This is a genomic window from Pseudogulbenkiania sp. AW2-16, assembly GCF_056824575.1.
On record NZ_CP157668.1, the window covers coordinates 3,218,276 to 3,243,618 of the forward strand.

The 25,343-nt window shown below is 65.3% G+C and carries 19 protein-coding genes and 1 riboswitch; of the genes, 5 read left to right on the top strand and 14 right to left on the bottom strand.

Annotated features, from left to right (window positions below):
- The first annotated feature begins 19 nt into the window (after nucleotides 1-19).
- Nucleotides 20-1,513: a DUF3300 domain-containing protein gene (locus ABKF58_RS15730; protein WP_482581843.1), complete on the top strand. Its 1,494-nt coding sequence runs from the start codon at nucleotides 20-22 to the stop codon at nucleotides 1,511-1,513.
- Between the two features lie 78 nt (nucleotides 1,514-1,591).
- Here the strand turns inward: ABKF58_RS15730 and ABKF58_RS15735 are convergent, their stop codons facing one another.
- Complete coding sequence (locus tag ABKF58_RS15735; protein ID WP_482581845.1) at nucleotides 1,592-2,692, bottom strand: nickel/cobalt efflux protein RcnA; 1,101 nt, start codon at nucleotides 2,690-2,692, stop codon at nucleotides 1,592-1,594.
- A 102-nt stretch (nucleotides 2,693-2,794) separates the two neighbouring features.
- Between ABKF58_RS15735 and ABKF58_RS15740 the strand changes: the two genes are divergently transcribed.
- The gene (locus ABKF58_RS15740; protein ID WP_294865845.1) at nucleotides 2,795-3,067 is read left to right on the top strand and encodes a metal/formaldehyde-sensitive transcriptional repressor; all 273 of its coding nucleotides are present in this window, start codon (nucleotides 2,795-2,797) and stop codon (nucleotides 3,065-3,067) included.
- A gap of 55 nt (nucleotides 3,068-3,122) precedes the next feature.
- On the opposite strand, the gene ABKF58_RS15745 is transcribed toward ABKF58_RS15740, so the two are convergent.
- Nucleotides 3,123-4,127, bottom strand: a complete 1,005-nt coding sequence (locus ABKF58_RS15745; RefSeq protein ID WP_482581847.1) for a sodium:calcium antiporter — start codon at nucleotides 4,125-4,127, stop codon at nucleotides 3,123-3,125.
- A 93-nt stretch (nucleotides 4,128-4,220) separates the two neighbouring features.
- Nucleotides 4,221-4,333: riboswitch (yybP-ykoY riboswitch) on the bottom strand.
- 164 nt (nucleotides 4,334-4,497) lie between these two features.
- Between ABKF58_RS15745 and ABKF58_RS15750 the strand changes: the two genes are divergently transcribed.
- Both ABKF58_RS15750 and ABKF58_RS15755 read left to right on the top strand, forming a co-directional pair.
- On the top strand, nucleotides 4,498-5,037 hold the full coding sequence (locus tag ABKF58_RS15750; protein WP_482581849.1) for a hypothetical protein: 540 nt from the start codon (nucleotides 4,498-4,500) through the stop codon (nucleotides 5,035-5,037).
- A 280-nt stretch (nucleotides 5,038-5,317) separates the two neighbouring features.
- A complete protein-coding gene (locus tag ABKF58_RS15755; RefSeq protein WP_008954152.1) occupies nucleotides 5,318-5,662 on the top strand; it encodes a cupin domain-containing protein in 345 nt (114 codons plus the stop codon).
- A 117-nt stretch (nucleotides 5,663-5,779) separates the two neighbouring features.
- Here the strand turns inward: ABKF58_RS15755 and ABKF58_RS15760 are convergent, their stop codons facing one another.
- Nucleotides 5,780-6,295: a lipocalin-like domain-containing protein gene (locus ABKF58_RS15760; protein ID WP_482581850.1), complete on the bottom strand. Its 516-nt coding sequence runs from the start codon at nucleotides 6,293-6,295 to the stop codon at nucleotides 5,780-5,782.
- A 645-nt stretch (nucleotides 6,296-6,940) separates the two neighbouring features.
- On the opposite strand from ABKF58_RS15760, the gene ABKF58_RS15765 reads away from it, so the two are divergent.
- Entirely contained in the window at nucleotides 6,941-7,345 is a 405-nt protein-coding gene (locus ABKF58_RS15765) for a hypothetical protein (RefSeq protein ID WP_482581852.1), read from the top strand.
- A gap of 132 nt (nucleotides 7,346-7,477) precedes the next feature.
- Here the strand turns inward: ABKF58_RS15765 and ABKF58_RS15770 are convergent, their stop codons facing one another.
- The 11 genes from ABKF58_RS15770 to ABKF58_RS15820 form a co-directional block, all read right to left on the bottom strand.
- Nucleotides 7,478-9,115, bottom strand: coding sequence for an electron transfer flavoprotein-ubiquinone oxidoreductase (locus tag ABKF58_RS15770; RefSeq protein WP_482581854.1), 1,638 nt, complete (start codon nucleotides 9,113-9,115; stop codon nucleotides 7,478-7,480).
- A 22-nt stretch (nucleotides 9,116-9,137) separates the two neighbouring features.
- Nucleotides 9,138-10,808: a DUF1302 domain-containing protein gene (locus tag ABKF58_RS15775; RefSeq protein WP_482581855.1), complete on the bottom strand. Its 1,671-nt coding sequence runs from the start codon at nucleotides 10,806-10,808 to the stop codon at nucleotides 9,138-9,140.
- Nucleotides 10,809-10,999: 191 nt separating this feature from the next.
- Nucleotides 11,000-12,580 (bottom strand): methyl-accepting chemotaxis protein, encoded by a 1,581-nt coding sequence (locus ABKF58_RS15780; protein WP_482581857.1) that lies wholly within the window; start codon nucleotides 12,578-12,580, stop codon nucleotides 11,000-11,002.
- Nucleotides 12,581-12,837: 257 nt separating this feature from the next.
- Complete coding sequence (locus ABKF58_RS15785) at nucleotides 12,838-15,222, bottom strand: 3-hydroxyacyl-CoA dehydrogenase/enoyl-CoA hydratase family protein (protein ID WP_482581859.1); 2,385 nt, start codon at nucleotides 15,220-15,222, stop codon at nucleotides 12,838-12,840.
- Nucleotides 15,223-15,360: 138 nt separating this feature from the next.
- Nucleotides 15,361-17,145 carry an acyl-CoA dehydrogenase gene (locus tag ABKF58_RS15790; protein WP_482581860.1) on the bottom strand — a complete coding sequence of 595 codons (1,785 nt, stop codon included), beginning with the start codon at nucleotides 17,143-17,145 and terminating at the stop codon, nucleotides 15,361-15,363.
- A 194-nt stretch (nucleotides 17,146-17,339) separates the two neighbouring features.
- Entirely contained in the window at nucleotides 17,340-18,983 is a 1,644-nt protein-coding gene (locus ABKF58_RS15795) for a fatty acid--CoA ligase (protein ID WP_482581862.1), read from the bottom strand.
- A 97-nt stretch (nucleotides 18,984-19,080) separates the two neighbouring features.
- Nucleotides 19,081-20,265 carry an acetyl-CoA C-acyltransferase family protein gene (locus ABKF58_RS15800; RefSeq protein ID WP_482581864.1) on the bottom strand — a complete coding sequence of 395 codons (1,185 nt, stop codon included), beginning with the start codon at nucleotides 20,263-20,265 and terminating at the stop codon, nucleotides 19,081-19,083.
- A 421-nt stretch (nucleotides 20,266-20,686) separates the two neighbouring features.
- Nucleotides 20,687-22,057 (bottom strand): NAD(P)(+) transhydrogenase (Re/Si-specific) subunit beta, encoded by a 1,371-nt coding sequence (locus tag ABKF58_RS15805; RefSeq protein ID WP_482581865.1) that lies wholly within the window; start codon nucleotides 22,055-22,057, stop codon nucleotides 20,687-20,689.
- A gap of 9 nt (nucleotides 22,058-22,066) precedes the next feature.
- Nucleotides 22,067-22,363: a proton-translocating transhydrogenase family protein gene (locus tag ABKF58_RS15810; RefSeq protein WP_014087153.1), complete on the bottom strand. Its 297-nt coding sequence runs from the start codon at nucleotides 22,361-22,363 to the stop codon at nucleotides 22,067-22,069.
- A 17-nt stretch (nucleotides 22,364-22,380) separates the two neighbouring features.
- Nucleotides 22,381-23,541: a Re/Si-specific NAD(P)(+) transhydrogenase subunit alpha gene (locus tag ABKF58_RS15815; protein WP_482581868.1), complete on the bottom strand. Its 1,161-nt coding sequence runs from the start codon at nucleotides 23,539-23,541 to the stop codon at nucleotides 22,381-22,383.
- Nucleotides 23,542-24,341: 800 nt separating this feature from the next.
- A complete protein-coding gene (locus ABKF58_RS15820; RefSeq protein WP_482581870.1) occupies nucleotides 24,342-25,343 on the bottom strand; it encodes a LuxR C-terminal-related transcriptional regulator in 1,002 nt (333 codons plus the stop codon).

Genomic DNA, 25,343 nt, shown 5'->3' on the forward strand with positions numbered 1-25,343 from the left:
CATGCCCTGGAGGCCCGCCATGCCCCAACGCATCCGACGTTTTATGACACAGTGCCTGGTCCTGATTTTTGCCGCTGCAATGGGCCTGGCGACCGCCCCGCCCGCCGTCGCCCAGGACGCCGTGTACACCCAGGCAGAGCTCGACCAGATGCTCGCGCCCATCGCCCTCTACCCCGATTCGCTGCTGACGCAGGTGCTGATGGCATCGACCTACCCGCTCGAGGTGGTCGAAGCTGCGCGCTGGTCGCGCGATCACCCCGGACTCAAGGGCGACCAGGCCGTGCGCGAAGCCAACCGCAACGACTGGGACCCGAGCGTGCTGTCCCTGCTCGCCTTCCCGCAGGTGCTGCAGATGATGGACGAGCACCTGGACTGGACCGAGCAGCTCGGCGACGCCTTCCTGGCCCAGGAAGACCAGGTCATGGATACCGTGCAGCGCTTGCGGGATAAAGCCTGGGACCAAGGCTACCTGCGCTCCAACCGCTACCTCCGGGTCGCCCGGGAACACACGGTCATCGTGATCGAGCCGGCGGACCCGGAAATCGTCTACGTCCCGTATTACGACCCGCTGGTGGTCTACGGAGCATGGTGGTGGCCGGGTTATCCGCCTTACTACTGGATCTGGCCCGGTTACTACGTCGGGCCGACCGTGGGCATCTACTGGGGCACCGGCATCACGGTTGGTGTCGGCTTCTTCTTCGGCAACTTCGACTGGCCGCGCCGCCACGTCACCATCGTCAACGTCAACAACTACTACTTCCGCCCGCACGTCACGCACCGCGAGTGGCTCGACCGCAAGGGGCCGTTCCGTTGGGAGCATGACCCGTCACGACGCGGCAATGTCCCGTACCACGGTTTCACCCCGCGGCCGTCCGAACGCGTGGCCCCGTCGGGCGAACCGCGCCAGTTCCCGCGCCAGCAGACTCAACCGACCTCGCCCGCGTTGCAGCCCAAACCGGACCTGAGGCGCGACATGCCCGTCATCATCAATCCGCCCCGGGCACCCGAGACGCGTCGCCGTTTCGATCAGCGCCCCGAAATTCCACGTGGCGAAGGGGAACGACGCGACCGCCGCATCACACCGCCCGGTCAGGATCACCGGCTCATCGACGTGCCTCGCTCACCGCGGCCGCCGGCGGAGTCGCCCCAGATCATCCGCCCCGAGTCGAGCCGGCCACGCCCACCGGAGCCCGGCAGCAACGAACGCCGAAACGACAACCGCCGTTTCGAGCAGCGCCAACCCGGAGCCGAGGCGCCGCGCGTGCCCCGTTCAACGGGGATGCCCACCATTATCCGGCCGGAGCCAGCCCGGCCCCGTCAGCCGGACGTCGGCGTCCCAGAACGACACAGAGCACCCCCTCAAATCGAGCGGCGGCAGATCGAGCGCCCCAACACCGCCCCTTCCGCCCGGCCCTCGTTCGCTCCTCGCCCCGAGGAACCGCGCCGCGGCGGCCAGGTTCCTCCCCGCCAGATCATCAACCAAGGCAACCCGGACGGCGGGCAGGACCATTAAGAACAACAGCCCGGGCGCGCCATGACATAGCGCGCCCGGGCTGTGCGGATGGTCTGGCCTGAAACGCCACCCTCGGCGTCAGAGCAAGACGCTCAACCCCTGGTAGCCGACATACAACCCGACCAGCACGATCAGTGCGCCGGAAAAGTACGGCGCCTTGCGGGCGAACTCGCCAAACCCGCTCCAACTGCGCGAGACGTGCTTCACGCTCAGCGCGGCCAGCGCGCCCGATGCCACCATCGTCAGTGCCAGACCAATGCTGAAACACAGCACCAGCGTGGCGCCGAGGGCGATCTTTTTCAGCTGCAGACACAACAGCAGCACCGTGATCGACGCCGGGCACGGAATCAGCCCGCCGGTCAGGCCGAACAGGATGATCTGGCCGGTGGTCACCTCCCGGTTGGCAAAGCGGCGGCGGATATCGTTGGCGTGGGCCAGCTCGTGTGGATCCTGGTACCCCGGAGCGGACAAATCCAGCCCGTCGTAATCCTTGATCGAGTGATGATGGTCCGGCTCGACAAACTCCACGTCGTAGTCGTGGTGGTGCTGATCGTGCCCCAGACTGAGCCGGGCAACGAACTCGTGCGGCTCCGGAATGGTTTCCACCGACTCCACAAAGCCATCGCGCTGCACGAAGGTGAAACCCTGGCGGCTGCCGTCGGCCCGCTCCGTCTCGATCCGCACCTGATCGGCCGGCCAGCGGTGGCCGTGTTTGCTCGCGTAGTGCAGACGGAAACGCGGCGGCACGCCCTGTTCGAACACCTCCAGCCGTACGACACCGTGGCCGGTATCGATAAGCTTGGCCTCGTCATGGTGATGGTCATGATCGTGCGCCAGTTGCTGATTGCGCCAGGTGCGCCAGATCATCCACGCCGCTACACCGATGATGAGCACCGCGGAGGCCACCTGGAAATAGGGTTCCGTCGCCTCCGCACTCCAGTTGCGGCCGAAATACAACCCGGCCATCGCCACCGCCCACACCACCGCCGTGTGCGACACGGTCGCCGACAGGCCCAGCAACACCGCCTGCGTCAGGGTGCCGCGAATGGCAACGATGAACGCCGCCATCATGGTCTTGGAATGCCCCGGCTCCAGGCCGTGCAGCGCCCCCAGCAGGATGGCGCTCGGGACGAACAGCCAGGCATTGCCTTGCTGCAACAGGATCGAAAACTCGGGCATGGCGCACTTTCACAACGTGTGATCAGATTGGCGCATTATACTACCCCCCAGTATATGCATGTTACCCTTCCGTCAACTTTTTAGGCATGAGGTAAAGCGGACATGGCACACACCGTGAGAGACAAGGCCAAACTGCTGGCCCGAGTCAGGCGGATACAGGGGCAGACGGCCGGGCTGGAAAGATTGCTGGACAGTGAAACGGACTGCACCGCCGTGCTCCAGCAGATCGCCGCCATCCGCGGCGCGGTGAACGGGCTGATGGCCGCCGTGATCGAAGGCCATCTGACCGACCATGTGGTCAAGGAAGCCGAGCAGGCGCAACGGCAGCGCGATCTGGATGCCGTGCTCCAGATCATCAAGTCGTACCTGAAATAGGCCCGCCGCGGCGCAGCGGGCCAAACAGGCCAGGATGCCTCGGCCACGCGCTCATTCAGTGCGGAAAATAGGCCGCCACCAGCAAGGCAAAGATGCCGTACAGCGAGCTCACGCCGAGCAGCACCCGGCCATCGACCGCGCCGCGGCGGAAAATCCGCCATAGAAAGAGAATCGCCAGGGCGGTGATAATGCCGGACGCCAGCAGCGTGCCATCGAACTGCCAGGGCGTGAAAAAGATGCCCAGCGCGCTGGGAATGGTGGCCTGGATCATCATGGCACCGGAGATGTTCGCCAGCGCCAGGCGTTCCTTGCCCTGCCGCACCCAGATCAGGGCATTCATCGTTTCCGGCAGTTCGGTCGCCACCGGGCTCAGCAGCAGCGCCACTAGGTGCGGCGACCAATGCAAACCGGTGCCGATCGCCTCAAGCTGGCCGACAAAGACATGCGACGCCACGCCGATCGCCACCAGCGCCAGCACGACCTGCAAACCCGCCCACCCCAGCGAGGGCTCAGCCATGTTGGGGCGGATTTTCAGCGGCTCCAGCTCTTCTTCCTCCGGGGCGGTATCGCTGTCACGGATTTCCCGCCAAACGTAGACGCCATACGCCATCAGGAACAGCACACCCAGCCACGGCTTGATGGCAAAGGCCACCAGCCCCAGCGTTACCTTCACCGCAAACACGGCAAGAAAAGCGGCCTGGTCCCGGCTCAGACGGACATGATCCACGCGCACTTCGTGCGTTTCACGCGCCAGACGTCGACGGTTCAGCATCAAGGCAAAGCCGACCACGGCGTAGGCCAAGGTTGCCAGAACGAGCGGGCCACCCATCGCGGCGCCGACTCCGAGATCTTTCTGCGCGGGGGTATTGCCGAAAACCACGGCAGTAAAAGTGACGGCACTTTCCGGGAGGGCGGTACCGAAGGCGGCCAGCACCGAACCGACGGCCGTCGCCCCCAGGTTCAGACGACGACCAAGCCATTCCACGCCATTGACGAAGAATTCACAGGACCAGTAAATGGCCCCGGCGGAAAGGAAAAACAGGGTGAAAGCGAGAAGCATGAGAGTAATCCGGCCGGGCGAGCAAGAATCCAATGGCGCGACGACACGCCTCGCCCGGCCTGGGTAAGCGCATCGCGGCCAAAGGTCTCGCCTGGCTCTCTCTGCTGGTGCAGAGGCTGTTCACGCCATGAGGCTATGGCCTCAAGTTTGTTGACGTGAACTCCTTAGCAAGGGGCCAAGGATGGCTACTCCCCAATGACAACGTTACCATTTTAACAGTCCTCCCCCCGCCTGTCTCCATGACTCCCACCTTTTATGCATTCGACATCGTGGCCCTGACCGAAGAAAATGGACTGCCATGGAGCAGTAAATCCGTGACAACCACTTATCTGACAGCCGAGGTGGCACCGTGCCGCCTGGAGGCATCACGATGTCGGTTTTAGGACGGATGGCCACGCGCTCGTCCGCCACCATGAACGTCATATCGATCGATGATCTTCACCGTGCGGATCGCTGGCCGGAGTGGTGGCTTTCGGCCAACGGCGGCTCCGCGGCAGCACTGTTTCAAGGAAAGGACGACTGCATGAGCACACGCTACGCCGGCTACACGCTGGCCGAAATCAAGGAGGCGGCGACGACATCCGCCGACGAAGGCACTCCAGTCCCGACTAACCCCGCCATGCTGCTGGACCTGATCGGCCGAATCGAGGAACTGGAACGCGCGCATGACACCGTCTGGCTGGCCGGCTTCAAAGCGGCCCAGGAAATGGCGGCCCGGCAGTGCGACACGTTGGCCGAAGAATTCTACAGCGCCGCTGCCATCCGCTGCGCGAGCAGCGTGCGTGCCATGCAGCCATCCGCGCCCTGGGAGGCGACCACCAGCGAGGGGTCCGACAGACACCCCCTCCGCCCCGTCGAGGCGGAATGGCCTCACCCTGATGGCTTCCCCGCCATCGCCGGCATGCCTTGAGTCCTGCTTGCCTCCTCTCAATTTTTTATCGACGCCAGCCCTGGAGCTGGCGTTTTCATGGCCACAGCGCCCTCTTCGCCCCCTTGAGTAACGAGGACGCCTCGGCGCGGCCGCCGCCCGCAAGATCGACGAGCGCCACGCACCGACCATGTCAGGCTGTTGCGGGTTACGGTCTTGCTGACGTCGCGTTTACAGGCAATTCCATGTCGAAAACAGACAGTTGCCGGCATGGCATTGAACCTATGATGACAAACCTTTCATCAGATCGTTTGGAGCCGACATGTCCGATTTCATCACCGTCCTGCGCGAAACCTGCCCCACCCCGGTGGTTGACGCTACCAAGTGGAAGCGCATCGGCGGCGACCCGCACACCGTCAACCTCAACGCCTACCTCTCGAAGGACGGCAGCAAGATCATGGGCACCTGGATCTGCACCCCGGGCAAGTTCGAGGTGAACTACGAAAAATGGGAGTACTGCCACTTCCTCGACGGCTACTGCATCATCACGCCGGAAGGCGAGCAGCCGGTGCATCTGAAGGCCGGCGATGTGTTCGTGATCGAACCGGGCATGAAGGGCACCTGGGAAGTAGTGGAAACCGTGCGCAAGTATTTCGTCTTTGCCTGAGCCTTCAGGTCGGCACGTTGGGCTGAGCCGAGCACAGCCCAACGGCCTCCCCTCGATGGAGGGGCATCGTGTTCTGCAACCTCATGACCGACCACGACCGCCATGCCATGCCGGACGCTATTTCGCCCGCTTCAACACAACCTCGGCAATGCCGTCGCCTGTCGATGCGGGGGTTTGCCACGTAAGCTCGTCCCCAGTCACCGTGAACGGTCGTTTCTGCTCGGTTCCGTTCCAGTTCGGAAACGTACTGGTTTCTATGTGGAACGTGATGGTCTTGTTCGCCTCGTCAACGGTGTATCTGCCGAAGTGAGCGATCGACCCTAGCACAACGGCCTTGTTTTCCTCAGGGGTGCCCTCCATCCGGCTGGTGGATGCGAATTTGGCCTGTCCTGCCCGCACCGTCATCAAGATATAGCGGCCATTGCTATCAAAGTTCGCCTGGCCCTGTGGATTCGGACCGAAAAGAGGTATTCGCGTCCCATCGGAGCGGATAAGGTCAACGGAAACATAAGACCAGGTTCCGACGATTTGGTCCTTCAGGGCAGGTTGTGCCATGGCCGCGCTCCAGGGCAATGCCATGCCAAGAACGAGCAACGCCATGGCGGCCCGCATGCGGGCGCTGAATCTGTGCATGATACTTCTCCCACTAAGGCCCAACCCACCTTGTCCGGATGACACTTTTTTCTTGGATGGAGCGACATCGACAGCGGCACGTGGCGGTGAGCCTACCCTGACTGGATCGCTGGCGATAGGTACGTTAACCATAGCCAAAACACTTCGGCGCCGACAGGCCCGGAGCGGCCGGAAGAATGGTCGCCGGTGAGGTCCGGCAATACGATGGAGCAGGACAAGGGGCATGCGCGGCATGGGTGTGGCGACAGCCCGGTCGACACGGTTGCTCAGGGTCGATTCTGCACAGGCTGCAGATGGTGCGCGGCACAGGACTTCGAGTACGCCCTAATAAAGGGTTGTGGGTTACGAACCGTGATCGACACCCCGATGTGATGGTGTCGCCGACACTGATCCTGACCGATAGGCTCAGTACGCCGGCCGGCCCCACACTACCCCATTGGCCTGATAGGCATAGAGAATTTTCCAGTGATATGATGTTCGAGTGATCGGCTTTGTTGCCTTGCGGCAGCAAACCAGTGCTCCCCGGCGGTCATGCCAACTGGGCGGCTGATCCATTGCTATTGGCTCAGGCGCCGCCGGCACAAGGGGGTATCGGATGAGCGCCTGTCATCTCCAAGGCCAGCTCTTAACCGATTGAGATCACTCATGAATTACAAAAAATTCACGGCAATGTGCGTTACCCTTTTGGGGCTCAGTGCTCCATCCTTTGGCTGTACGTTCACCTGGCACCACTATGGCCCGGATCAGGTTAACGATCTCATCAAGGCCAAAATCGGCTCCGCCGTGTCCGATGAGTACTGCAAACAGTACAACGCCAAATACGAAATCGTCGTCATGACGGATACGTACGTGAATTCTCAGAGAGCCTTGGCGCACGTCTCGGTCGGTTTGCGTAAACGTGGCTCGAACATTTTCCCTTCGAACCGATTCAGTGCCTACAAATTCGAGGATGGTGATTTCGTGATTGGCAAAGGCTACGCCTTGGCCTCGTCTCTCGCCATCGACACGGTCATGGACGTCATGTCAGACCTCAAGTCGTACACCAACTAAACCAACCGGTTTCACCCACCCCAGCCAACGCCCTCACACGAGGGCGTTTTCTATATGGCGTCGTCAAACCGGCAGAAAAGGGCCTCGGCTGAGCAAGAACACCTTCCGGAGATTTGCCTCGGGCAATCCGTATCACATATTGGGATAATTCGGCCCGCCGCCGCCTTCCGGCGTCACCCAGTTGATGTTCTGGGTCGGGTCCTTGATGTCGCAGGTCTTGCAGTGCACGCAGTTCTGCGCGTTGATCTGCAGACGCGGCGCCCCCTCCTCGCGGCCGACGATCTCGTACACCCCGGCCGGGCAGTAGCGCGTCTCGGGCGCGTCGTACTGCGCCAGATTGATCTTGATCGGGACGCTCGGGTCTTTCAGCTTGAGGTGCGCCGGCTGGTCTTCGCTGTGGTTGGTGTTGGAGATGAACACCGACGACAGCCGGTCGAAGGTCAGCACGCCGTCCGGCTTGGGGTAGGCGATCGGCGTGCACTCGTCCTTGGGCTTGAGGCATTCGTGGTCGGCGTGCTTATGGTGCAGCGTCCACGGTGCCTTGCCGCGGAACAGGTAGGTGTCCAGCGCCGAGTAGAGCATCGCCGGCCACAGCCCCCAGCGGAACGCCGGGCGGATGTTGCGCACGCGGCAGAGTTCGTCGTAGAGCCAGCTCTGCTTGAACTTGGCGGTGTACGCAGTGGCCTCGAGCGGCTGGCCTTCCTGGGCCGTGGCCAGCGCCTCGACGATCGCCTCGGCGGCCAGCATGGCGGATTTCATCGCGGTGTGGGTGCCCTTGATCTTGGGCACGTTGAGGAAGCCGGCGGTGTCGCCGATCAGCACCCCGCCCGGGAAGGTGAGCTTGGGAATGCTCTGCAGCCCGCCTTCGGAGATGGCGCGCGCGCCGTAGGACAGGCGCCGCCCGCCTTCGAACACGTCCTTGATCGCCGGGTGGGTCTTGAAGCGCTGGAATTCCTCGTACGGCGACAGGTAGGGGTTCTGGTAGTCCAGCCCCACCACGAAGCCGACCACCACCTGATTGTTTTCCAGGTGGTAGAGGAAGGAGCCGCCGTAGGTGGCGGTGTCCATCGGCCAGCCGGCGGTGTGGGTGATCTTGCCCGGCTGGTGCAGCTCGGGTTTCACCTCCCACAGTTCCTTGATGCCGATGCCGTAGGTTTGCGGGTCGGCGCCGTTGCGCAGCTTGAAACGCTCGAACAGGGTCTTGGTGAGCGAGCCGCGACAGCCTTCGGCGAACACGGTCTGCCGGGCCCACAGCTCGATGCCGGGCTCGCCGTCCTGGTCGCCGTTCTTGCCGGTGCCGACGTTGCCGGTGGCCACGCCCTTGACCGAGCCGTCCGGGTGGTAGAGCACTTCGGCGGCGGCGAAGCCGGGGTAGATTTCCACACCGAGTTCTTCGGCCTGCTGGCCGAGCCAGCGGCAGAAGTTGCCCAGGCTGATGATGTAGTTGCCCTCGTTGTGCATCTGCGGCGGGGTGGGCAGCTGGATCGACTCGGTCTCGGTGAGCAGCAGGAACTGGTCCTTCTGGGCCGGGGTGTTGAGCGGCGCGCCCTTGTCTTTCCAGTCGGGGATCAGTTCGTTCAGCGTGCGCGGTTCGAGCACCGCGCCGGAGAGGATGTGAGCGCCGATCTCGGAGCCCTTCTCCAGCAGACAGACGCTGATATCCTGGCCCTTGTCGGCCGCCAGCTGCTTGAGGCGGATCGCCGCGGAGAGCCCCGAAGGGCCGCCGCCGACGATCACCACGTCGTATTCCATGCTTTCGCGTGTACTCATGCCGGTTTATTTCCCCAAAGGATCAGAACTTGGTCTTGAACGTCAGCGACAAGGTCGCCCGGTCTTTCAGCAGGCTCATCAGCCCGGCATACGACTTCACCGTGCCATTGGGGGCGGTTTCGTACGGTCCGAAGAAGGAGGTGTACTTGAGGTCGAACTGGTATTTGGATTTCACCAGTGCGCCGAGGCCCACCGAATAGTTGCCGGTGCCCTTGTTGCCGCCCAGCGGCACCGACGACTCGCCCTTGAGCCCCACGGTGTAGCTGATCGGCAGGGACAGATCCACGCCGGGGAAGACCTGGTTCCAGGTCGGCACGAAGTTCACTCCCATGCCGACGAAGTCGCGGGTGGACTTGTCGATGCCGGTGTAGGCCGGGTTGCCGCGATATTGCGCATAGCCACTGGTCACCGACAGCATCCGGTTCCAGGTCAGTTCGCCCATCAGCGATGCCCGATCGAACAAGGGGGTCTTGCCGAAGGCGTGGGACGCATTGAGCACGAGGTGCAAGGTGTCGCCCACGGCGCCGCCGGTTTCGCCGCTTTGCGGCAGCGAGCCGATAAAGCCCGGAGTGCCTGCCTTGGCCGGCAGCACGGTGAGGAACTGCTGGCTCGCCAGCGGCATGTTCTGGCGGTAGCTCAGGTCCACCCCCACCTTGGTGTCGGCGATGTTCTTGGTCAGGCTGATGCCGTAGATATCGATATCGCCGGCATAGGCGACCGAATACGAGTTGGTCGCCGGGTTATAGACCACGGTGTCGGGCAAGGAGTCCGAGGTGCGGCGGTAGAACAGGCCGAGAGTGCCGCCCAGCCATTGCGGGCTCCACTTGGCGTTGATGCCGAAATCGCCTTGCTTGCTCGGGGTGATGTCGTTGCCGTGGGGCACGACCTTGCCCGGCAGATAGGCCGACTCGCCGCCGTCCAGCGCCAGGTCGTACATGCCCAGGTAGGAACCGGCCTCGGGGAAGCGCGAGTGCTGCCAATCCAGGAAATACTGCGCGCCGAACGACCATTGCGGCGAAAGCTGGTAATCCGCGGTGAGCTGGTTGCGCGGCAGGAAGACTTCCTTCAGCTCGTTACGCGGTACGCCGAAGATCTTTTCCAGCTCCAGCGGCGCCTGGCCGTAGTTGATGCCGTGCAGCAGCGTCTGCACGTTGTTGCCCCACAACTGCGTGCTCTTGCCCAGCGTGACATTGAGCTTCTGCTGGCCGAAATCGAAGTTGCGGAACACGAAGGCTTCCAGCAGTTCGCCGGAAGGTCCATGCGCATAGCGGTTGGTGTACGGGCTCAAGCCGGTTGCGGGCTTGCCATCGACCAGATGGTTCGGCGTGGAGTTGGCGTTGTCCAGATTATCGTAGGCCGCGTCGTACCAGGCGGCGGCGCTGAGGCGCAGCCCCATCTGGCGGCGGTAGTTGAGCTCGAATTCGCTGAACAGATCGATGCGCTCGGACGTCATCGATCCTTTACTGAAGTTGAGGTCGCCGTCGTTGAAGTTCGGGCTTTGCGTGATGTGCGAGTCCTGCGCCCCCAGCCGGTTGGCGAGGTTGAGCTTGACGGTGTTGTCCCAGCGAGCCGTCAGATCACTGTTGCCCGTATCGATTTCGAATGCCTGGGCCGACATCGCCATCAGCGCCGATGCGGTTGCGGCGGCCAGTAGTGGCAGTCTGATGGTCTGCCTCCGGTTGTTCTCCACCATTTCTCCTCCTGCTTTTTATGTATTTGGCGATCAGGTCGCTCGTTCGAGCCACCCGTCTACACCAACAATAGAGCTTGGTTCGCCGTGAGGCCGCCCCCTGAACAGGGGGGATCGCAGGAAAAACAGGGGGTAGGCAAGGCGCGCAGCCCCCACCGCCGTATCCTGGGGTGGGGACTGCCGTTGCCCGGCCGCTATTTGTCGAAATGAGCCAGCAAGGCGTGCTGCTCGTCGGCGGCGCGGTGCAGGGTGTCGGCCGCCAGCTTGAAGCGGCGCACCGTGGCCTGGTTTTCGCTGGCAAGGACGTTTATCTGCTCCATGCTGCTGGCGATGTTGTGCGCGGCTTCGCTCTGTTGTGCCAGGGAGGTGGAAATGTCGTGCGAACTGCGTGCCACGCCGCTGCTGGCGGAATGGATTTCGCGAAACGCTTGCTGGGTCGCTTCCAGCCGGGTAGCGCTGTTGGTGACGGCGGCGGCCGTCTCTTGCATGACCTCCAGCACCCTGCGGGTACTGTCCTGCACGCGCACGATGGTGGAGGAAATGTCCTCGGTGCTGCAGCCGGTGCGTTCGGCCAACTTGCGCACCTCGTCGGCCACGACGGCGAAGCCGCGTCCCTGCTCGCCTGCGCGCGCAGCTTCGATGGCGGCGTTGAGCGCGAGCAGATTGGTCTGATCGGCGACCTCGCGGATGGTCCGGGTGATGCAGTCGATCTCGGCCACGGCACCCTGCAGGCCGTCGAGCAGCGTGCCAGCCTGCGCGACGGTGGCCATGACGACATCGGACGCCTGGCGCGACTGCGCCATCTCGGCCTGGCCGCTCGTCACCCGCTGCCGGGCTTCCTCGGCGAAGTCGGTGCCGCGCCGGGTGGATTCGCTGATTTCCGACACCGCGGCGGTGAATTGTTCCAGCGTGGCGGCCATGGTGGCGATGCCGTCGGCCTGCGCCGCCACGCGTGATTCCAGTTGCCGCGACTCGGCACGCATGCGCTCGGACTCTCCTTCGACCACCCTGGCGGCCAGCACGATATCGCAGATCAGGGCGCGCAGATTGATCTGCAGCGTCTGCATGCGGCTGAGCAATACACCCACTTCGCGTGGCGCGCGGGTATCCAGTTCGGCGCGGAAATCGCCCTCCACCATGCGCTGGAATACCCGCTCCGCCTGCTGCAGCGGCGTGCTGATACGGCGCGACAGCCAGAAGCCGCCGACGAACATGATCAGGATCTGCAAGACCGCCACCGCCATGTAGGCTGGCCCCTGCAGCAAGGTGCGGATCAGGCCGAGGCAGAAAATGGACCCGACGAACAGCATGATCGCGGTGTTGATACTCAGAGTGTAGCGGTGTTTGCTGGCGGGGAAGCGGGCCTGACCGGCATTCACCGCGCGATAGAGCTGCTCGGCGCGGGCCACGTCTTCTCGCGAGGGCGTGCTGCGTACCGACATGTAGCCGACCTTCCGGCCGTTTTCGGTGATCGGGCTGACGTAGGCATCCACCCAGTAGTAGCCGCCGTCCTTGCGCCGGTTTTTCACCAGCCCGCGCCAGGGTCGGTCGGCCTGGATGGTGCGCCACAGATCGGCAAACGCGGCGGGCGGCATGTCGGGGTGGCGCACGATGTTGTGTGACGTGCCGACCAATTCCTCCTTGTCGAAGCCGCTGATCTCGAGGAAGGAAGGATTGGCATAGGTGATGATGCCCTTCAGATCGGTCTTGCTCACCACCGGCTTGAGGGGGTCGAGCAGGTGCTCCGTCTCCGTTACGGGTAGATTGCGCTTCACGTCGTTGTCCTAGTCTTGTGGTTTTTCGGCGTTGCGACGGAAGGGGCGCACGACCATGCATCGATCGCGGGAAGGCCGTCTGCCGTCCTCGCCCCAAGCCGGCCGCTACATTCTGCAGAGCGCCGAGACGGGGCAAGCCCCCCGTCATGGGGGGGGCATGGCGACCGTGCATCGGCATGCGCTGCTGCGCGCCGCGCCAATGAAAACGCCCCTGCGGGAGGGGCGTGACGTGGTCTGACGGCGCAAGGCGGGCGGGGTCAGTTGCGCAGCGGCTTGCCGGTTTCCAGCATGTGCACGATGCGGTGCTGTGTTTCGCTAGTGTGCAGCAGCGCCAGGAACTGTTCGCGCTCCATCTGCAACAGCCAGGCTTCGTCCACCTCGCTGCCGGCGGCCAGCTCGCCGCCGCACAGCGCCACCGCTGCGGCGCGGCCGACCCGGCGGTCGTGTGCCGAGAGCTTCCCTTGTTCCTGCAGTGCCTGCAGCTGCCGCTCCAGCGCGGCGATGCCGGCGGTGCCGGCGACGCGCACCCGGCGTGGGCGCAGCGCGGGATGCCAGCCGGCTTCGGCCATGGCACGGGCGCGGCGCAGCGCCACGTAGAGCAGCTCGTGCGGGTTCAGGATCACATCGTCCGCCTCCCGCAAGAAGCCCAGCTCGCGCGCCTGCAACGCGTTGCCCGCCACGGTGGCCGTGAGCAGATGGCGGAACATCGTCTGGATGTGGGCGAACGGATCGCCATCTTCCTGCTTTTCGGCCAACGTGGCGGCGTGCAGCGCCAGCTCCTTGCAGCCGCCGCCGGCCGGAATCAGGCCCACGGCGCTTTCCACCAGCCCGATGCGGCTCTCCAGCGCCACCACGCGGTGCATGGCCTGCAGCATGAACTCGGCGCCGCCACCCAGCGCCATGCCCTGTACCGCCGCCACGGTGGGAATCTGCGCATACTTCAGGCTCATTGCCGCCTGTTGGAAACGCGCCAGGGTGGCATCCAGCCATGCCCAGTCGCCGGCGGCGCACGCGGTGGCAAACTGCTTGAGGTTGGCGCCGACCGAGAACGGCCCCTCGTGCCACAGCACCAGCCCGTCGTGGCTTTGTTCGGCCCGTGCCACGGCCGAGAGCACGCCGTCCAGCACTTCTTCGCCGATGGCATGCATCTTCGATTTGAACGACAGGATGGCGATGCCGGTATCCAGCGGGTGCTGCCACAGCCGCACGCCGTCGTTCTCCCACAGCGTTTCGCCCGCTTCCGGCGACGCCTCGCCCAGCAGGCTCTCGGGGTAGAGCTGGCGTTGGTAGACCGCCAGGTCGGAGCGGCCTTCGTAACGCCGGGTGACGGCCGACCAGGAGCCTTCGGCGGTATGCGCCGCCGGCAGGGCGAACACCCATTTCGGCAACGGTGCCTGGCTCATGGTCTTGCTGGCGGTGATGTCGTCGCGCAAGGCGCCGACAATCGCTTGCCAGCCGGCCGACTGCCAGATTTCGAACGGCCCCTGGGCCCAGCCGAAGCCGCCGCGCAGGGCCATGTCCACGTCGCGCGCGTTGCCGGCAATCTCACCCAGATGCACGGCGCAGTAATGGAACACGTCGCGGAAGATGCTCCACAGCAGCTCGGCCTGCGGATGCGTGCTGGCGCGCAGACGGGCGAAGCGCTCGGCCGGGCTCTTGCTGGCGAGGATGTCTTCCACTTCCGGTACCGCTTTGCTGCTGGCCGGGCGGTAGTCACCGCTGACCGGGTCCAGCACCAGGATGTCCTTGCCTGCTTTCTTGAAGATGCCGCCGCCGGCCTTCTGCCCCAGCGCGCCCTTCTCCACCAGCCTCAGCATCCACTCCGGGCCCCGGTAGTGGGCATGCCACGGGTCGTCCGGGAGCTGGGTACGCATGGTGTCGATGACGTTGAGCAGGGTATCCAGCCCCACCACGTCGGCGGTACGGTAGGTGGCGCTGCGCGGACGGCCGATTTTCGGGCCGGTGAGCGCGTCGACTTCGTCGAAACCCAGCCCCAGCCGCGTGGTGTGGTGCATCACCGCCAACATGGAGAACACACCGACGCGGTTGGCGATGAAGTTGGGGGTGTCCTTGGTGCGCACCACGCTCTTGCCCAGGCGCGAGGTGAGCCAGGTTTCCAGTGCGTCGAGCATGGTGGCATCGCTCTGGCGCGTCGGGATCAGTTCCACCAGCGCCATGTAACGCGGCGGGTTAAAGAAGTGCACGCCGCAGAAGCGCGGTTGCAGCGCATCCGGCAGCGCCTCGGCCAGGCGGTTGATGGACAGGCCGGAGGTGTTGGATGCCAGCACCGCCCCTTCCGATACGAAGGGGGCGATCTTGCGATATAGCTCGTCCTTCCATTCGATCTTTTCGGCGATGGCCTCGATGATCAGGTCGCAACCACGCAATAGCGTCAGGTGCTCGTCGTAGTTGGCCGCATCGACATACTGCAGGCGCTCCAGGGTGGCTGCCGGCGCCGGTTCCAGTTTGGCCAGGTTTTCCAGCGCGCACTGGACGGTGCCGTTCTTGTCGCCCTCGCGCGCGGGCAGATCGAACAGCAGCACCGGCACGTCGGCATTGGCGAGGTGGGCGGCGATCTGCGCTCCCATGACACCGGCGCCCAGCACCGCGGCGCGGCGGACCATCAATCGACCTTGTTGCATATCACTTCCTTGTTGCCAGCGCTCCGCCCACGGCCTTCGGCCAACCTGGCGGCATGCGCACGGTTCGACACCCGCATAGCGGGCAAGCATGAAAAAGGCCGCGCCCGATGAGGGGCGGCGGCCAGCGGACGAGCTGGATCAGAACTCGCTCTCTTCGAACGCCAGCGTGGCCGCGGCGCCATGGCATACCACTTCGGCATTCATCGCCGCCCGCGGCAGGATGTGGGTGGCGTAGAACAACGCGGTATCGATCTTGGCTCGGTGAAACGGCGTGCCTTCGCCGGCGGAGATGCGGGCCTGGGCCGCGCTGGCCCCACGCAGCATCTGCCAGCCGCCGAACACGGTGCCCACCAGCATCAGGTAGGGCACGGCGCCGGCCAGCACGTGGAGCGGCGCCTCCCCGCCAACCTGCAACAGGTAGGCGGTGGCGGTTTCCAGCGACTGGATCGCCGCTTCCAGCGTGGATACCAGCTGCCGGCTGTGTTCGCCGCCCACGGCGCGGGCCCGGGCGCAGTCGGCGCGCATTTCGTCGATCACCAGGCGCAGGGTCTTGCCCTGCTCGCGCAGCGTCTTGCGGCCCAGCAGATCGTTGGCCTGGATGCCGGTGGTGCCTTCGTAGATGGTGATGATGCGGGCGTCACGCATATGCTGGGCGGCGCCGGTTTCTTCGATGAAGCCCATGCCGCCGTGCACCTGCACGCCGAGCGAGGTCACTTCCTGCGACATCTCGGTGCACCAGCCCTTCACCACCGGGGTCATCAGTTCCACCACTGCCTGGTAGCGTTGCCGCTCGGCCTCCTCCGGGTGACGCTCGGCCAGGTCCATGTAGGACGCGGTGACGTAGGCGATGGCGCGCGCCGCCTCGGTCTGGGCACGCATGGTCAGCAGCATGCGGCGCACGTCGGCATGGCGGATGATGGGGCCGGCGCTATCGTGGCCGGCGGCGCGGCCCTGCACGCGCTCGCGGGCATAGTCGCGCGCTTGCTGGTAGGCGCGCTCGGCGATGGCCACGCCTTCCAGGCCGACGCCCAGGCGGGCGTGGTTCATCATGGTGAACATGTACTCGAGGCCACAATTGGGTTCGCCCACGAGATAACCGATGGCGCCCTCCTCCTCGCCGAACGCCAGCACCGCGGTCGGACTGGCGTGGATGCCGAGCTTGTGTTCCAGCGACACGCACTGAATATCGTTACACGCGCCTGGGGAGCCGTCGGCATTCAGCAGGTATTTCGGCGCCACGAACAGCGAGATGCCCTTCACCCCGGCCGGTGCGTCCGGCAGGCGCGCCAGCACTAGGTGCACGATGTTGTCGGTCAGCTCGTGATCGCCCCAGGTGATGAAGATCTTGCTGCCGAACAGGCGGTAGTGATCGCCCTCGGGAACGGCACGGCTACGCACCGCGGCGAGATCCGAGCCGGCCTGCGGTTCGGTCAGGTTCATGGTGCCGGTCCACTCCCCGCTCACCAGCTTGGCGAGATAGGCGTTCTGCTGGTCGACCGAGCCATGGTGCAGCAGCGCCTTCAGCGCCCCCTGGGTCAGCATCGGGCACAGCGAGAACGACAGGTTGGCCGAACTCCACATCTCGGTCACCGGCTTGGCCAGCACCTGGGGCAGCTCCTGGCCGCCGAACTCGGCGGGCGCGGCGATACCGCTCCAGCCGGCATCCACGAACTGGCGGTAAGCCTCGGCAAAGCCGGTGGGCAGCGCCACCTTGCCGTCGACGAGACGGCTGCCCTCGCGGTCGCCAACCACGTTGAGCGGCGAGAGCACCTCGCCGGCGAAGCGGCCGGCTTCGTCCAGCACGGCTTCGGCGAGATCGGCACCGACTTCTTCCCAACCCGGCAGCTTGCCCACGTCGGCAAGGCCTGCCAGTTCCTGCATGGTAAACAGCATGTCCTGTACGGGAGCGACGTAGTCACTCATTTCTCTCTCCTGATGTGGGGTGGTGATGGTGGCAATCGGTCCGTTCGCCCCGTGATGCGAGCGGCCGGGTTGTGGGTTCGGAGGGGCCTGACGCGCGCACCGTCCCCTGCCGGCCGGGGCGTCATTCACGCGCCGGGCCTGGCTACGGGATAGCTTGTCGGGGATGGCTGCGTCCGGCCGGGGTTGGGTGGCGCTCAGTGATACTGTGAGCGCAGCGCCAGCTTGTTGAGTTTGCCGACGCTGGTCTTGGCGAGCTGTTCGACGAACAGCACGCGTTCCGGCACCGCGTACTTGGAAATCAGCCCTTGCTCGACGAATGTCATCACGTGGGCCTGCAGTTCCTCGACCGTCAGTACCCCGGCGTAGTCCGGGTTCGGCACCACCAGGGCGAGCGGGCGCTCGCCCCACTTCTCGTCCGGCACGCCGATCACGGCCGCCTCGCGCACGCCGGGGTGACGGCTGAGCATTTCTTCCAGCTCCAGCGAGGACACCCACTCGCCACCGGTCTTGACCACGTCCTTGATGCGGTCGGTCACCTGCAGGTAGCCACGCGAATCGATGTGGCCGATGTCCTGGGTATGCAACCAGCCGCCGCTCCACAGCTGTTCGGACGCTTGCGGATTGTTGTAGTAGCCCATGCTGGCCCAGGGCGCGCGCAGCACCACTTCGCCGGCGGTCTTGCCGTCTTTCGGGCAGCTCTCCATCCGGGCGTCGACGGTACGCAGATCCACCAGGCTCACCGGCCGGCCGGTGCAAACACGGGTGGCTACTTGGTGTTCTTCGTCCGCCGCGGCCAGTTCGGCGAGATCGAGCTGGGCCAGCGCCACCACCGGGCAGGTCTCGGACATGCCGTAGCCGGCAAAAATGTCGATGCCGCGCTCCAGCGCCTGGTGCGCCAGCGCCGAGGTCAGCGCCGAGCCGCCGATGACCACCTTCAGGCGCGACAGGTCGACGTCGCGGCTGAGGGGGTCCACCAACAGCATGGTGAGAATGGTGGGCACGCTGTGGGTGAAGGTGACGCCCTCGTCACGAATCAGCCTGAGGATGGATGACGGGTGATAGCGCCCCGGATACACCTGCTTCACCCCGGCCAAGGTGGCGATGTACGGCAGACCCCAGGCATGCACGTGGAACATCGGCGTCAGCGGCATGTAGACATCGTCGCGATGAAAACCGCCCTGCTCGGGCGACAGCGACAGGGTATTGCACACCGCCAGGGTATGCAGCACCAACTGGCGATGGCTGAAATACACCCCCTTGGGCTGGCCGGTGGTGCCGGTGGTGTAGAACGTGGTGGCACGGGTGTTTTCGTCGAAGTCCGGGAAGTCGTACTGGTCCGGGCAGTCGGCCAGCAGGCTTTCGTATTCGCCGGCGAAACCGCCCGGCAGCGCTGTGTCGTCATCGCTCAGCAGCACGAAGGTCTTGGCGGTGTCGAGCTGGGGACGCAGTTCCTCCAGCACCGGCAGGAAGTCCTGGTTCACCAGCACCACTTCCGCGCCGGCGTGGTTCAGGGTGTAGAGAATCTGGTCCGGCGACAGGCGCACGTTCACCATCTGCAGCACGGCGCCCAGCATCGGCACGCCGAAGAAACACTCCAGATAACGGTGGCTGTCCCAGTCCATCACCGCCACCGTGCTGCCGCCCCGCACGCCGAGCCGGGTCAGCGCATGGCCCAGGCGGCCGATGCGGCGCGACAACTCGCGGTAGGTGTAGCGGCGCTTGTCGGCGTAGACGATCTCCTGCTCCGGCGCCACGGCCAGCGGCGTGTGCAGCAGCTGCTTGATCAGCAGCGGGTAGGTGTAGGCGGAGGGCGTGACGGTGATTTTCTCGGTTTGCATACGTGCCACTTCTTCTGTCGTTGGCGGTCGCGAAAGAGGCGGGTTGCGGCCAGCCAGCTGGCCGCCGTGTCCCCTCCTCTATACACCTTAGTGCGGATTACACGCGTTCGAATACCGCAGCGATGCCTTGCCCGCCGCCGATGCACATGGTCACCAGCGCGTAGCGGCCGCCGCTGCGCTGCAGCTCGTAGATCGCCTTGGTGGTGATGATGGCGCCGGTGGCGCCCACCGGGTGGCCCAACGAGATGCCGGAACCGTTCGGGTTGACCTTTTCCGGGTCGAATCCCAATTCCTTGGCGACGGCACAGGCCTGGGCGGCGAAGGCTTCATTCGATTCGATGACATCGATGTCCGCCACGCCGAGGCCGGCACGCTCGAGCGCCTGACGCGACGCTTCCACCGGACCGATGCCCATGTACTCCGGCTCGACCCCGGAATGGCCCCAGGACACCAGGCGCGCCAGCGGCTTCAAGCCCAGCGCTTCGACCTTCTCGCCACTGGCCAGCACCACGGCGCCGGCGCCGTCGTTGAGGCCCGAGGCGTTGCCCGGCGTCACCGAGCCGTCTTTCTGGAACACCGGCTTCATCTTGGCCAGCTGCTCCATGGTGGCGTCGGCACGCACGTGCTCGTCGGTATCGAACACCACGGTGCCCTTGCGGCCGGCGATCTCCACCGGAACGATCTGCTCCTTGAAACGGCCTTCGGCGATGGCGCGGGCGGCACGCTGCTGGCTTTGCAGCGCCAGCTCGTCCTGCATGGCGCGGCTGATGCCGTAGCGCGCCGCCACGTTTTCGGCGGTCACGCCCATGTGAATCTTCTGCCACGGGTCGTGCAGGATGCCCAGCATGTAGTCGATCATCTGCACATCGCCCATGCGCGCACCCCAGCGTGCGCCGGGGGCAAGGTAAGGGCCGCGGCTCATCGACTCGGCGCCGCCGCCCACCGCGACGTCGGCATCCCCCAGCAGAATGGACTGCGCGGCCAGCACGATGGCCTGCAGGCCGGAGCCGCACAGGCGGTTCACGTTGAAAGCCGGGGTTTCCTTGGGGATGCCGGCGTCCATGGCGACCACGCGCGACAGGTAGGCGTCCTTGCAGTCGGTGGGGATCACGTTGCCCATCACCACCTGGCCGACAGCGGCCGGATCGACCTTGGCGCGTTCCAGCGCGGCCTTGACCACCAGGGTACCCAGCTGGGTGGGGGCGACGTCTTTCAGCGCACCGCCGAACGTGCCGATCGCGGTACGGGCAGCGCCTACTACATAGATCTGTTTCTGGCTCATGGGGGCTCCTCTTGCCTGGCAGAGGCAGCACGACTGCCCTGCCTCATGGGTTATCCGACATCACGGATACTAGTGACTGACGCGCAAAATGCCCCCCCTTGACACAGGGGGGCGGGAGGGGGCGCCGCGCTGGGCCGGGCCCATCCGTCCCCCCCGGTGCCACGTCGAAGCCCCCTGTCCTTAGCACCGCCAGGGGCCTCGTTCGAAGCTTTGCGCAGGCGACAAAAAACCGCCCGGCCGTTGCCGGCCGGGCGGTTTGTCAGGGGTCGAACAGGTTGTGCCTGTTTCAGTAGGCGAGCGAGCCAAGGCAGATTGAGTGCCGCCAGCGCACAGGAACCGGAATGTACACGGAGTACATGAGGATTCCGCGCACTGCCGGCGCTCAAGATGCGCAGGCGTAGCCGGCTAATGAAATGGGCACTTAATGCGCCACGCTCTTCACCAGGTCCTCCACCACCTTCTTGGCGTCGCCGAACACCATCATGGTCTTGTCCATGTAGAACAGCTCGTTGTCCAGACCGGCGTAGCCGGCGTTCATCGAGCGCTTCACCACGATCACCGTGCGCGCCTTGTGCGCCTCCAAGATCGGCATGCCGTAGATCGGGCTCGCCTTGTCCTTCTGCGCCGCCGGGTTCACCACGTCGTTGGCGCCGATCACCAGCACCACGTCGGTGTTGGAGAAGTCGGAGTTGATCTCCTCCATCTCCTGCACCTGCTCGTACGGCACCTCGGCTTCGGCCAACAGCACGTTCATGTGCCCCGGCATGCGGCCCGCCACCGGGTGGATGGCGTAGCGCACCTTCACCCCGGCCTCGTGCAGCAGCTCGGCGAACTCCTGCAAGGCGTGCTGCGCGCGCGACACCGCCGGGCCGTAGCCCGGCACGATGATCACGCTGTCGGCGTTGCTCATCAGGAAGCCGGCGTCCTCGGCCGAGCCCGACTTGTAGTTCTTCGGACCCGAGGCCGCGGCGCCGCCGACGGCCGCTTCGGCGCCGAAGCCGCCCAACAGCACGCTGACGATGGAGCGGTTCATCGCCCGGCACATGATGTACGACAGGATGGCGCCGGACGAACCGACGCAGGCGCCGGCGATGATCAGCACCGGGTTGTTCAGCGTGAAGCCGATGCCGGCCGCCGCCCAGCCCGAGTACGAGTTCAGCATCGACACCACCACCGGCATGTCGGCGCCGCCGATCGGGATGATCAGCGTCACGCCCAGCACCAGCGCCACCGCCACCATCGCCAGGAAGGCGGCGTGGCTGTCGCTGACGAAGTAGACGATGCCGAAGCCCACCATGGCGATCGCCAGCAGCAGGTTCAGCAGGTGCTGGCCGCTAAACGACACCGCCTTGGAGCCGAACTTGCCCGACAGCTTGCCGAACGCCACCACCGAGGCGGTGAAGGTGATCGCGCCGATGAAGGCGCCGATGAACAGCTCGACCTTCTGCACCGGGGTATGCTCCACCCCGCTGTGGAAGATCGCCGCCACCGCGATCAGCACCGCCGAGAGGCCGACCAGCGAGTGCATCGCCGCCACCAGCTCCGGCATGCCGGTCATCTCGACGGTCTTGGCACGCCACGCCCCGATCACCGCGCCGCCGGCGATGGCCGCGCCGATCAGCGCCAGCACCGGCTTGTCCATGATCAGGAAGGTGGTGACCACGGCGATCAGCATGCCCACCATGCCGTACAGGTTGCCGCGCAGGGCGGACACCGGACTCGACAGCCCCTTCAGCGCGAGGATGAACAGCACCGCCGCGATCAGGTAGAGAATTGCAGAGATATTTTCCATGGCGGCTCCTTACTTTTTCTTCTTCTTGAACATATCGAGCATGCGCTGGGTCACCAGGAAGCCGCCGAAGATGTTGATGCTGGCCAGGAAGATGCCGATGGCGCCGAGCACGGACGTCAGGGTGATGGCCTCACCGTTGATGTCCACCACCTGCAGCAGCGCCCCGACCACGATGATGCCCGAAATGGCGTTGGTCACCGCCATCAGCGGGGTGTGCAGCGCCGGGGTGACGTTCCACACCACGTGGTAGCCGACGAACACGGCCAGCACGAACACGGTCAGACTGGTGATGAAAGGATCGATCATGATGCTCTCCTGGAAGGTCAGGCCCGCGTCGCGGCCGGCTGGGCGGCGGCGGACGGGGAGGAAGGTTGGCCGAAGCGCACCGCGCCGTCGTGGGTGATCAGCGTGGCGGCCAGCAGGTCGTCTTCCAGGTTGAGGGTGAAACCGTCCTTGCTCAGCATCAGCGACAGGAAGGTCAACAGATTGCGCGCGTACAGGCTGGAGGCGTCCGCCGCCACCAGCGCCGGCAGGTTGGTGGTGCCGACCACGGTCACGCCGTTGTCGGTCACGCTCACCTCGCCCGGTACCGTCAGCGCGCAGTTGCCGCCGGCTTCCGCCGCGATGTCGATGATCACCGAGCCCGGCTTCATCGCCCGCACCACCTCGGCGCTGATCAGCTGCGGCGCCTTCTTGCCCGGGATCAGCGCGGTGGTGATGATGATGTCCGCGGCCATGGCGTGCTTGGTCACCAGCTCGGCCTGGCGGCGCTTGTAGTCGTCCGACATCTCCTTGGCGTAGACGCCGTCGCTGGCCGCCTTCTCCTCGTCGGTCATCGGCACCTCGATGAACTTGGCGCCGAGCGACTCCACCTGCTCCTTGGTGGACGGACGCACGTCGGTCGCCTCCACCACCGCGCCCAGGCGCTTGGCGGTGGCGATGGCCTGCAAGCCCGCCACGCCCACGCCCATGATCAGCACGCGCGCCGGCTTCACGGTGCCGGCGGCGGTCATCAGCATCGGCATGAAGCGCGGGTAGTAGTGCGTGGCCAACAGCACCGCGCGGTAGCCGGCGATGTTGTTCTGGCTGGAGAGCACGTCCATGCTCTGCGCGCGCGTGGTGCGCGGCAAGAGCTCCATGGCGAAGGCCGACAGCTTCTTGGCCGCCATCGCCGCCAGGTGCGGGTTGGCGTAGGGGTTCATCAGCGAGACGACGGTGGCGCCGGTCTTGAACTCGGCGATCTGGTCGGCCTCGGGCGGACGCACCTGGAGCACGATGTCGGCGTTGGCGAGCGCGCTGGCGCGGTTCTCCGCCAGGCTGGCGCCGGCGTCGGCGTAGGCCGCATCGGGGACGGCGGACAGGCGTCCGGCCCCCGACTCGACGACCACGGTGTGACCCATGGCGACGAGTTTTTTCACCGTTTCCGGTGTAGCGGCCACGCGCGCCTCGCCAGCCAGACGTTCGGCTGGAATTGCGATCTGCATGGTTATTCCTTCAAAAAACAACAAACCAACGACATTCGACGAACAACAAGCCTTTCATCCGGGGCATTGCCTGCGCCAGCTTTGTCTCGCTACCGCCCCGCGCCGGGGGGCGGCCCATCCCTCGGGGTGGCGCCTCTCCGCATGCCGTGCAAAACCTCGGGGATTGGGCAAAAAAAAGGCGAACGCCAGAGCGTTCGCCAAATGTCCTCCATCAGCTAGACAAACAGCACACCGATCAGCAGGACAATGCACAGACAAAACGACAAACTCCCATGGCCACGAAATGGCCACCACCAGAGAGGCAAAAAGGCCTTTGCCCTTCTCCCCGTCAATGATCGGCGCCACCGTCGCGGGCACCACTGCCCTTGCCCGCACGATCAATACAGGACAGCCGCACAGCCTGTTGCCACCATGCTCCCGTCCCGCCCCGATCCACGGGGACCTCGAACGGATCGCCAGCATCTCCTTCTGGGCTGCACCTGCGTTGCCTTGGGTCGTTGTCCATACCCGGGTGCAGCGCGTCCGGATCGCACCCGTCCTGCGGACAGGCCATGCGGCGTCGTTCTTGAGCTGCAAGGTAACGCCGCCGCGGACACGCGTCCTCCCCTGCGTTGGGGAGGGGCCGCAGAAAAAAGGGGGAATGGGGGGATGCGTCGACGACCGCGATGCGGTTCGGGCGCCGCCGCGACGGCCTGTCGCCGGCTTCAACCGAGGGAAATACGCCCATGCCCCAGCCGGGGCATGGGTCCTGCAAATGAACGGCCGATCTTCGTGGCCCGGTCGGCCTCACCCGGCGGCGCTTACTCGCCCCCTTCCAGCAAGCCCAGGAGCTGGGCGCGGCGCACCACTTGCTTGCGCGAGCCTGCATCGAGCTTGCCGAACAGGTTCTTCAGGTGCCATTTCACCGTCTCTTCGCTCACCGCCATGGCCATGGCGATTTCCTTGTTGGAAAGATTGCGCGCGAGCTGTTCGAGCAGGTCGCGCTCGCGCGGCGTGAGCACCATGCTGGGCACGGCGCGCAGCGCCGAGGATTTGCGCTCCACTGGGGGGCGCATGGTGCGAGGAATCCGCACCGCCGGCCCCGCTTCGGACACCCCGCCGGCTTCACCCTCCTCGGTCGCCCGGCGCACCCAGTCCGCCAGCGCCGGGTGGGCATCCACCAGGGTACGCGCCGGGCCGTACGTCTGGGCCAGGTTTACCGCCTCGCGCAGCAGAGGCAGACCGTCCTCGCCCTGGCGCTCGAGTGCGAAGGCGCGCAACGCCATGGTCTCGATGCGATAACGCCCGAGCTTCATCTCGTCGGCGAGCTGCCCGGCCCGAGTCAGTTCGGCATGCGCCTTGGCCCAGTCCTGGGCGGCGATGGCGACGTTGGCGTGAGACAGCTGCTGCAGGAAGGGGCCCATCTTTTGCCGCACCGGCCCGGTGAGCACCTGCTGCGCCAGGATAGCGTCGATACGCTGCACCAGCGCCCGGCAGGTCTCGCTGCGGAAACGCCCGGCATGGATACGGATTTGCTCGGCCAGGCTGGCGACACACAGGCGCGGCAGCCCCCGCGCCTCGCCGGTGGCATACATGGCTTCGAGCAGGTCGAGGGCGCGATGCTCCAGCCCCTGCGCCGCGGCGATGCGCGCCGCCGTGCGGTAGGCGTACACCACGGTCTCCGGCACGCCGGCCCGTTCCAGCACGTCCAGCCGGTTGGCCAGCAGCGCCGCCGCGTCGTCGAGCTGATCGCGCTCGTACACCGCCGTGGCCAGCAAGGCGGCCAGCATGCACGACAGGGGGTTGCGCCGGCCCAGCTCCAT